The organism is Cysteiniphilum sp. 19S12-1 (assembly GCF_052030685.1).
Lineage (GTDB): Bacteria > Pseudomonadota > Gammaproteobacteria > Francisellales > Francisellaceae > Caedibacter.
Window position 1 is genome coordinate 33,610 of record NZ_JBQAJM010000022.1, and the last position, 7,544, is coordinate 41,153.

A 7,544-nucleotide genomic window follows, 5' to 3' on the forward strand; every position below is an offset into this window, starting at 1 on the left:
CATAAAATATTATATCACTGGTTTTGATGATCAACTGAGGTATCAAGTGTATCATCTGTTGCTTCACTCTCTTCCCATGGGGCGCTATCTTTGTCATTTGGTTGACTTGCTTCTTCGCTATTTTCAACAGAGCCTACATCACCACTTACTGCATTAGCTATATCAGAAACCTCAATCTCTTGCGACTCTTTAGCAAAAATCTGCATAATAAAATCAATAAATTCACGCAAGGTCTCGGCCATGATGATAAAGTCAGCATCAAAGCGTTCTTGTTTAGTCTCAGAAACAATATCATTGGCTTTGTCTTGTACTACTTCTAAAAACTTCAATGACTTCAACATAAACTCATCGTTAATCACAAAACTCAACTGATCCTGCCATGAAAGCCCAAGTTGAATGACCTCGCGTCCTGAATCAATCAATGACAAAATATCATCGGTAAATAGGTTCTGGCGTTGACAGCGGATAATGCCTGATGCATCTTTATTGTCCTGCAATACACATTGATCTTCAATGGTTAGATCTTGTGGATATTCATTGGTTTTAAGCCATTGCGTTAAAAGCATCGATACAGGCACCACCTCAGGAATACGAATCTTCAAACTACCCAACGCTTTACGCAAATTAACGGTTAACGTTTCAGCTTTTTTAGCGGATGAGGCATTAACGATAAGCCAGCCGGCTTGTGTATCTATATAAGCATTAATGACTGTATTGCGCGTAAAAGCGCGAGGTAACAAGCTTTGATAGATCTCTTCTTTCAACGTATCTTTTTCTTTCTTTTTGACTTTACGTGACTCTCTTAACTCAATCTCTTCGATCTTTTCATCCAAGAGCTCTTTGATAACTCCTGCTGGCACCATCTTTTCTTGGATCTTAAACGACACCATCATAAAACCAGAGGCTGCGTGCACTAATGGCATATCTTGCGCCATTGGTGACACCCAACCCATTGATATTGGCGCACTTGTTGAGCACGGACTAAATGCATGCTCAGCTAATTGTTTCTCAAGCGCATCAGCACTGACTGTAAAGTTTTCTGTAAATTGAAATAATGCTAAATTTTTAAACCACATAATTATTACCTTTATTCATTAAAAAAGCGCCTTTGTCATTAAGCGCTTCACGAGTTCTATCCATATCAACTAATTTTACACAATTAATTGAGGTTTACTTAAACACCACTGTTGGACGTTTTGCAGCATCTTCTAAAGACTTTAGATAAGTGTTATTAGGATAATTTGCTTTTAATACTTCCATTGATTTCTCTGCCAACTCAGGCATTTTCAAAATATCATAACTTCTAATCAACAGAACCAAAGCATTTTCAATCGAGTTACTTTGTGGATATTTTTCAACAACGATCTTAGCGCGATTAATGGCAGCAACATACGCCTCATGCTCAAAGTAGAAATTAGCAATGTTATATTCATACTCAGCAACGACATTATTAATATGCACCATACGGCGTCTTGCATCTTCGGCGTAAGATGCTTTAGGACTTAATATCACCGAGCGTTTTAGCTCATTAAAAGCCTGCAAGTATGCTGCCGGATCATGTTGCGCCATATCGTATGGTAAGCGCCGCTGTAGGAACCCACGACCATTATCATAGTTAATCACACCCATCATATAATAAACATAGCCCAAATGCTTTGATGTCGGATAAGCACGTAGAAACTGGCGAGCCAGCCCTAAAGCCATCTCAGGTTGCCCATCTTCATAGTAAGAATAAATCAGCTCTAAATTACCCATTTCAGTATAACTTTGGAATGGATATTGTGAGTTTAACGATCTAAAGGTATCAATCGCTTTATAATAATCGCCATCTTTAACCTGCTCATGCCCTTTGGCATAAATATATTCAGCGCTCTCGCCTTGATATGGCAATACCTTAGTCGTTGTGGTTGAGCATCCTGCCATTAACAAAAGCGCGCCCAAGCCGCTTAATGCCAAACTGATCTTTTTCATCGATTACCCTTTAATTTATTACCGCCTTTGTCATTTATTGTTTACAATGATGCACAATTTAACCGGCGTCTTGATAGGATTTTATTTGTGCCACATCATACCGTATCTAAAAACATTCAGCAAAATGTTATTGCACCTGAAAGCTGTGCTGGTCAACGTTTGGATCAATGTTTATCCAGCGTCTTTAGTGACTACTCACGCTCACAATTACAAAAATGGTTAAAAGAAGGCGCCATTCTCGTTAATGGCGAAGTCAAAAAAGCCAAGGATAAAATCATTGGTGGCGAGGAAATTGCACTTAATGCTGCACTAGAGGATAAAAACCATTGGCAACCTGAGGATATCCCACTTGATATTATTTACGAAGATGATGATGTCATTGTGATCAACAAACCTGAGGGACTAATTGTTCATCCAGGGGCAGGTAACTTATCGGGCACATTATCCAACGCGCTATTAGCACATGATCCTGCATTTGCCAAAGTGCCTCGAGCAGGCATTGTTCACCGATTGGATAAAGATACTTCTGGATTAATGGTTGCAGCTAAGAGTCTCAAAGCGCACGCATCACTTGTCGCGCAATTATCAAAGCGCCAAGTCAAGCGTGAATATGAAGCAATTGCCACAGGTTATATTACGGTGGGCAGTACCATCAAAACCAAAATAGGCAGAAGTCCACATAATCGCTTAAAAATGGCGGTGACCCCCACGGGCAAAGATGCAATTACGCATTTTGTTGTGTTAGAGCGTTATCGCGCACACACGCGCATTCGTTGCAAATTAGAAACTGGGCGCACCCATCAAATTCGTGTACATATGGCGCATATCAAGGCACCCTTAGTTGGAGACCCTGTTTATAATCCGAGATTAAAATTAGCGCGCGGTTTATCTGATGAAGCACAAACGCTACTAAAAGACTTTGGTCGCCAAGCATTGCATGCTTATAAGCTAGCTTTTATTCATCCGGTGAGTAATGAATTAGTGGAGTTTAGTGCCAAGCCACCTAAAGACATGCAAGACCTCATTCAAACCTTGCGTCAAGATGCTGAGAGTTTATACAGCTATGCAGACGATGATTTTGATGACGATTATTTTGAGTTTGCTGATGATTATGATGAGTTTGATGATTTTGAGGATCATGAAGATTACGATGATTATGACAGTAAAGAATAAGCAATATTACAATCTAGAAAATACGGCTTCATCTTAAGTAATGAAATCAAGTAAAGGTATTACAAATATGGCACAAATAAAACTCATCGTTGGTCTTGGCAATATTGGCAGTCAATATAAAGGCACGCGCCACAATGCTGGGCAATGGCTTTTAGACGCCGTTGCAGATAAGTTAAACTTAACACTAACAAGTGATGGTAAATTTCATGGTGCTACAGCACAAACACAAATTGGCGTCAACAAACTTTGGCTTTTATACCCGCATACCTTTATGAATAAAAGCGGTTTAGCGGTGTCTAAATTAGCGCAATTTTATAAAATAGCGCCAGATGAAATCTTAGTTGCACACGATGAGCTGGATTTAGCTTGTGGACAAATTCGTCTTAAAAAAGGCGGCGGACACGGCGGACACAATGGTTTACGAGATATTGATGTATCTCTTGGTACACGTGATTATCATCGCTTACGTATTGGCATTAATCATCCAGGAGATCGCAATAAAGTCGTGGGCTACGTACTAGGCAAACCCTCTTTGGATGATAAAATTGCCATTGATCACGGCATTACACGTGCGATTTCTTATCTAGACGATATAATACAGGGCAATCATCAACGCGTGATGAATGAGCTTCACCAGAAATAGAAATAAAATAACAATTAATAAGGGTTTTATATGGGTTTTAAATGCGGCATTGTCGGACTGCCTAACGTCGGCAAATCAACTCTATTTAATGCATTAACAAAAGCGGGCATTCAAGCAGAAAACTACCCCTTTTGCACGATTGAGCCAAATGTTGGCATGGTTTCAGTGCCTGATCCACGTCTAGATCAATTGTCGAATATTGTTAATCCACAAAAAGTTATCGCGGCAACGATGGAGTTCGTTGATATTGCAGGACTTGTTGCAGGTGCTTCCAAAGGCGAAGGTTTGGGCAACAAATTCTTAGCCAATATTCGTGAAACCGATGCGATAGCGCATGTTGTCCGTTGTTTTAATAATGATGATGTCGTACATGTTGCCGGACAGGTTAATCCGATTGATGATATTCAAACCATTAACACAGAGTTATTACTTGCTGATATTGAAAGCGTTGACAAGATCATTCAACGCCTGCAGAAGCTTGCTAAAAGTGCCAACAAAGAAGCCAAGCTACAACTTGAGTTCTATCAAAACTTAAAAGAACATTTGGAATCTGAAAAACCCGCACGCAGCTTTGCATTTAATGATGAGCAAGGCGTTTGGGTCAAACAAACACCGTTATTAACAAACAAGCCAACACTTTATATTGCTAATGTTGATGAATCTGGCTTTGATAACAACCCTTTACTAGATAAAGTCATTGAGTTTGCCAAAGCGGATAATGCCGATGTTGTAGCAGTATGCGCTGCCATTGAATCTGAAATTGCTGAGCTAGATGATGATGAAAAAATGGAGTTTCTAACCGATCTAGGATTAGATGAGCCTGGACTTAATCGTGTTATTCGCGCAGGTTACAAACTGCTACAATTACAAACTTACTTTACTGCAGGGGTGAAAGAAGTGCGCGCTTGGACTATTCCTATCGGTGCTACAGCACCACAAGCCGCTGGCAAGATTCACACTGATTTTGAACGTGGCTTTATTCGTGCTGAGGTTATTGGCTTTAATGATTATATTGAATACAGTGGCGAAAAAGGTGCCAAAGACGCCGGCAAAGCGCGCTTAGAAGGCAAAGAGTATATTGTTCACGATGGCGATGTTGTTCATTTTAGGTTTAATGTGTAGAGAGCTAGAACTCTATTTTTTCCCTATGTGTTATGCGGCGTAACCGGACTAGCATTAAGGCACGTGCACTGAGGGGGCATATTTCAAAAAAATCTTACTGATAAAGGTTTTCTCCCCCATTAGGTCTGGTTTTAAATCGCCTATGTTGCCATAAATATTGATCTGGATACCTTAAAATTATATTTTCTAAAAATTGATTATATCGCTCAGCATCATCATAGCCATTTCCTGATGGAAAATTTTGCCATTTTGACATCATATGGATTTCATAACCTGATAAATCTTTTTTCCTTATGTAATAGCATGGTATTATGTCGCTCTTACCGTTTTTTGCTAACCAGCTTGTAGCCGTTAGCGTTGCACAAGGGATTTTGAAAAAGGGAACAAACAAAGTTCTCTCGTTGCCAAAGTCTTGATCAGGCGCATACCAAATAGTCTCCCCCCTTAAAAGATTTTTAATGATGGAGAACACATTTTTACGTTGAATACAGAGCTTGGCATAACGACTGCGGGAGGAAGTCATGATGTACTCAAAAAAATCAGATTTATGCTTTTGATAAATAAAGCTTACATTGAAATTTTTAAGGTTGCTTGCCATTAACCTGCCCATTATTTCCATGCAGCTAAAATGCCCACCAAGCAATATCATCGCATGGTTAGGATCATGATTAATAAAGTCTTTGGAAAACTGCTTATCCAAATAAATCTTCCTAAATTTTTTATCTGGCATAAACCATGCAATAACAGTTTCAATGCCAGACATGCAAAGGGCTTCAAATGATTGCTGGCATAATTTTTCAAGCTCTATTGTCGATTTATCTGGGAAGCATAATTGAAGATTGCGATAAGTTATTTTATAACGACGCTTTGCCAGTTTATAAAACTTTCTGCCGATGAATCTTCCTGTCTTCATTTGCCATTTGTAGGGTAATCGAACAAATAATTTCAAACAGAAAACAAGTATCCAGCTCGTATAATATCGAGGATGAATAAAACGGTTATTCATTTAGCGAAATGCTCTAGAAGAAAATGCATTTCTTGATTCTTTTTTAGCGCGTTTAATTGCCGCTCTTTTGGCTATTTTTCTTTGTTCCGTAGGTTTTGTATAATGTTGTCGCTCTCGCATTTCCTTAACAATACCAGCCTTTTCACATGCGCGTTTAAATTGTCTTAGCGCTATGTCAAAAGGTTTACGATCATCGACTCTAATGCGAGGCATTATGCCAACTCAACATTGATGGCTTCGGGTCCTTTTTTACCTTGCTGTGTTTCAAACATAACGCTTTGACCATCCTGTAAATACCCACCAGTGGCATCTAGATTTGTTATATGCACAAAAACATCGTTACTTCCATTATCAGGTTGAATAAATCCAAATCCTTTTGCACTATTAAAAAACTTTACGGTACCTTGTACTTTATTACTCATATTTTTTATATCTCTTTATTGATTTACGTACATAGCGATATTGCTATGTAGCCGCCACACCATAACACGAAAGAAATGGCAAAGATATAAGTTCCCAAAAAATATTTATTTGCACTTTTTGTTGTTGTCGCCAGTTCTTTTACATAGAACTTCGATGATATTGTAGAATCTTGCTTATATCTGCTACCGACATCATTAATTATAGGAACTTATTTGAAGAAACGAGATAATCTTTTGTCTGATGACGATAGGAAAAATTGAGTTACTTAAAAAATCACATACCTAAAAAGTTATGTGCAAACAATTATCGTAAACTGTAGTTGAAGGATCATGATCGTATTATGGCGATGTCTCCAAACAACATAATACAGATGACCAAGAATTATCAATAATTTCCAATTTAGTAATAATTCAAAAATAAGTTGAGCTTTAATTACCCCCTCACCCGTGCAGCTTAAGCTGCACGAGCAATCCCGCAAGGGGAGAGGTATTAGCTGACGCAACTTATTCTTGATCCATTACTTAGCTGTAGCTCCACCAAGTCCAGACTTACTGGTATGATTGGGTGCAAATGGAATGGTATGATTGTAGTGCTAGCTAACACTAAAGGCTGAAAATATGCTGATAGTAATTTGCCATGCTGTGTGTTACCCAGCTTTCTTTAACACTCATGAAAAAGGATGAAATACCAAAATGGTGATAGCCAAATGCCTGTGTGATATACACAACTGGATCAACAATATTTGCAACCCAAATGTAATTGACCAATTTATCTTTAAAGTACTCGGCAAAATCATACTGGCCAGCAGCAGGTGCAGCAAAAGTAATCACTGATAAATGATCCGCTTTTAGCGTGTCATCCATAAGCATTTTAGCTGAAAAAAGTGTGGCTACTGCCCCACCTAAACTGTGTCCGGAAATAATAACTTGAGTATTACTATCTACATTACTATCAATCCAATTTAGAAATTTTTTGTTCAACAATATCTCTATCAAATACAGTTGAAATCCAGTGTGTGCTCGTGTATTAGTGCCATTGAAGAAAGATGGTTTAACAAAAGCATCCAGTAGCCAATTCGTTATATTATCACTTCCTCTAAAACTAATGATTACCGTATTTTTATCACTATTGTTACGTCCAACTTTATATGGCTCTTAACTGCTGTTTTTGTCTCGCACTGAATGCGTAGTTTCAGCGCTCCTTATG

At 38.6% G+C, this 7,544-nt stretch carries 9 protein-coding genes; 3 read left to right on the top strand and 6 right to left on the bottom strand.

Going from position 1 to position 7,544, the window contains the following annotated elements:
* Positions 1–14: 14 nt before the first annotated feature.
* Entirely contained in the window at positions 15–1,076 is a 1,062-nt protein-coding gene (locus ACTS4L_RS08290) for a recombination-associated protein RdgC (protein WP_440617251.1), read from the bottom strand.
* A 94-nt stretch (positions 1,077–1,170) separates the two neighbouring features.
* Positions 1,171–1,971, bottom strand: a complete 801-nt coding sequence (locus ACTS4L_RS08295) for an outer membrane protein assembly factor BamD (RefSeq protein ID WP_440651927.1) — start codon at positions 1,969–1,971, stop codon at positions 1,171–1,173.
* A gap of 87 nt (positions 1,972–2,058) precedes the next feature.
* Here ACTS4L_RS08295 and rluD point away from each other — a divergent pair, with 87 nt between their 5' ends.
* The 3 genes from rluD (at position 2,059) to ychF (ending at position 4,909) form a co-directional block, all read left to right on the top strand.
* Positions 2,059–3,144, top strand: coding sequence for a 23S rRNA pseudouridine(1911/1915/1917) synthase RluD (gene rluD, locus ACTS4L_RS08300; protein WP_440617253.1), 1,086 nt, complete (start codon positions 2,059–2,061; stop codon positions 3,142–3,144).
* Positions 3,145–3,211: 67 nt separating this feature from the next.
* The gene (gene pth / locus ACTS4L_RS08305; RefSeq protein WP_440617254.1) at positions 3,212–3,787 is read left to right on the top strand and encodes an aminoacyl-tRNA hydrolase; all 576 of its coding nucleotides are present in this window, start codon (positions 3,212–3,214) and stop codon (positions 3,785–3,787) included.
* 30 nt (positions 3,788–3,817) lie between these two features.
* Positions 3,818–4,909, top strand: a complete 1,092-nt coding sequence (ychF, locus tag ACTS4L_RS08310; protein WP_440617255.1) for a redox-regulated ATPase YchF — start codon at positions 3,818–3,820, stop codon at positions 4,907–4,909.
* Between the two features lie 94 nt (positions 4,910–5,003).
* On the opposite strand, the gene ACTS4L_RS08315 is transcribed toward ychF, so the two are convergent.
* From ACTS4L_RS08315 to ACTS4L_RS08330, 4 genes are all read right to left on the bottom strand, one after another.
* Entirely contained in the window at positions 5,004–5,915 is a 912-nt protein-coding gene (locus ACTS4L_RS08315; protein ID WP_440617257.1) for an LpxL/LpxP family acyltransferase, read from the bottom strand.
* Positions 5,916–6,128 carry a 30S ribosomal protein S21 gene (gene rpsU / locus ACTS4L_RS08320; protein WP_151193542.1) on the bottom strand — a complete coding sequence of 71 codons (213 nt, stop codon included), beginning with the start codon at positions 6,126–6,128 and terminating at the stop codon, positions 5,916–5,918.
* Positions 6,128–6,337, bottom strand: coding sequence for a cold-shock protein (locus ACTS4L_RS08325; RefSeq protein WP_440617258.1), 210 nt, complete (start codon positions 6,335–6,337; stop codon positions 6,128–6,130). Before ACTS4L_RS08325 ends, rpsU begins: the two co-directional genes overlap by 1 nt.
* 603 nt (positions 6,338–6,940) lie before the next feature.
* Entirely contained in the window at positions 6,941–7,447 is a 507-nt protein-coding gene (locus ACTS4L_RS08330) for a lipase family protein (RefSeq protein WP_440617260.1), read from the bottom strand.
* Positions 7,448–7,544 lie beyond the last annotated feature (97 nt).